Annotated in this window: 1 protein-coding gene; it reads right to left on the reverse strand. The window is 65.8% G+C overall.

The features are described 5' to 3' along the window. Positions 1-1,596: translation initiation factor IF-2 N-terminal domain-containing protein (locus NW835_RS09270; protein WP_414415166.1), on the reverse strand; the 1,596-nt coding region annotated here is incomplete at both ends.

Consider the following 1,596-nt stretch of genomic DNA (forward strand, 5'->3'; position numbering starts at 1 on the left):
TGGGGTTGGCCTGCAGCTCGGCCACATCCGCCACCAACAGGATCATCTCCAGCAGCGCGTCTAGGTTGCGGCGGGTAAGGGCGCTGACCTCTACCATGGGCGTGTCGCCACCCCACTCCTCCGGCAACAACCCGTGCTCCGCCAACTGCTGCTTGATGCGCTCCGGCTGGCTGCCGGGCTTGTCGATCTTGTTGATGGCCACGATGATCGGAACCTGGGCCGCCCGAGCGTGGCTGAGGGCCTCCAGCGTCTGCGGCTGCACCCCGTCATCGGCAGCCACCACCAAAACGGCAATGTCGGTGACGCGGGCACCGCGGGCGCGCATGGCGGTAAAAGCCTGGTGGCCGGGAGTATCCAGGAAAACAATGCGTCGCTTCTGGCCTTCAAAGTCCACGTCCACGTGGTAGGCGCCGATGCGCTGGGTGATCCCGCCCGCCTCGCCCTGGGCCACATTGGTGTGGCGGATGGCATCGAGCAGGGTGGTTTTGCCGTGATCCACGTGGCCCATGATGGTCACCACTGGCGGACGGGGCACCAGATGCTCGATGTCCTCCAGATCGAGCATCTCGGTTTTCTTAGCTTTGGGCTCTGCCTCGGGCCGACGCACTTCGTAGCCCAACTCTTTGGCTACCGACTCAGCCAGCGACTCGTCCAAAACCTGGTTGATGGTCACCCTCACCCCTTTGAAGAAGAGGGTTTTGATGATCTCGGTTTCGGCCACCCGCGGGCGGCGGGCCAATTCCTGCACGGTGAGGCTGCCCTCCAGGAGCAATACCTTCTCTTCTGGCAAGGATTCTGCTGCCGCCTCAGGAGCGCTAGCTTCGGCAGAGGCCGATGGCCGCTGGGGGCGGTTAGCAGCCGGGCGAGGGCGAGCGGCGGGAGCAGCCGCTGCCGCGGGCGGACGATAGGAGGGGGGCTTGGCGGTGGGGCGCGCCAAGGGTTTGAGAGCGTTCAGCTCCGCCTGCTTGACAGCGGAGATGACGGTCAAGGGATCCAAATCCAGAACGTCTCCGTCTCCTTCCTCTCTTCTGCGGCTGCGTTTGCGCTTGGCCTGAGTGCGGCTGGCCCGTCGTTCGAGGGCTTGCAGTTCCTCGTCCTCTTCTTCTACCGTCTTGCGCTTGATTTTGGGCGCAGCAGGCCGCACGGGAGCTTCAGCCAACACCGGGGTGGGGCGTTCCTCAGGGATCCCTTCTGGTAAGCGAGGGGAAGCAGCTGGCTCAGGGGGAACAGGCTTAGCCACAGGACGGGTAGGAGGCCCTACCAATTCCAGCCGTCGCTGCGGACGAGGAGCCTCCTCAGCTTTGCCGCTGCCGGAGCTCTCTTCCTTCTTGACCACTGGCGGGCGTGGCTCGGGACGAGTGCCAGGGCGAACAGGCGCCCCCACCAATTGCGGACGCGGGCGCTGCCCAGCTTGAGGGGCAGAAACCTTTTCCTCGGCAGGACGAGAGGTAGGAGCGCCGCTGGGGGAGGGCGCCTCCGAAAGGTCGTGGCGACCGGATTCAGAGGCCCGTTGCGGTGGCTCGGGCCCAGAGGCGGCTCGTCGAGGGGGAGGGAGCACCGTCGGTCGCTTGGCCGCCGGAGCGGGGCTGGGTTCGG

The sequence above is a fragment of the Synechococcus sp. OH2 genome (assembly GCF_047462155.1).
Classification (GTDB): domain Bacteria; phylum Cyanobacteriota; class Cyanobacteriia; order Thermostichales; family Thermostichaceae; genus Thermostichus.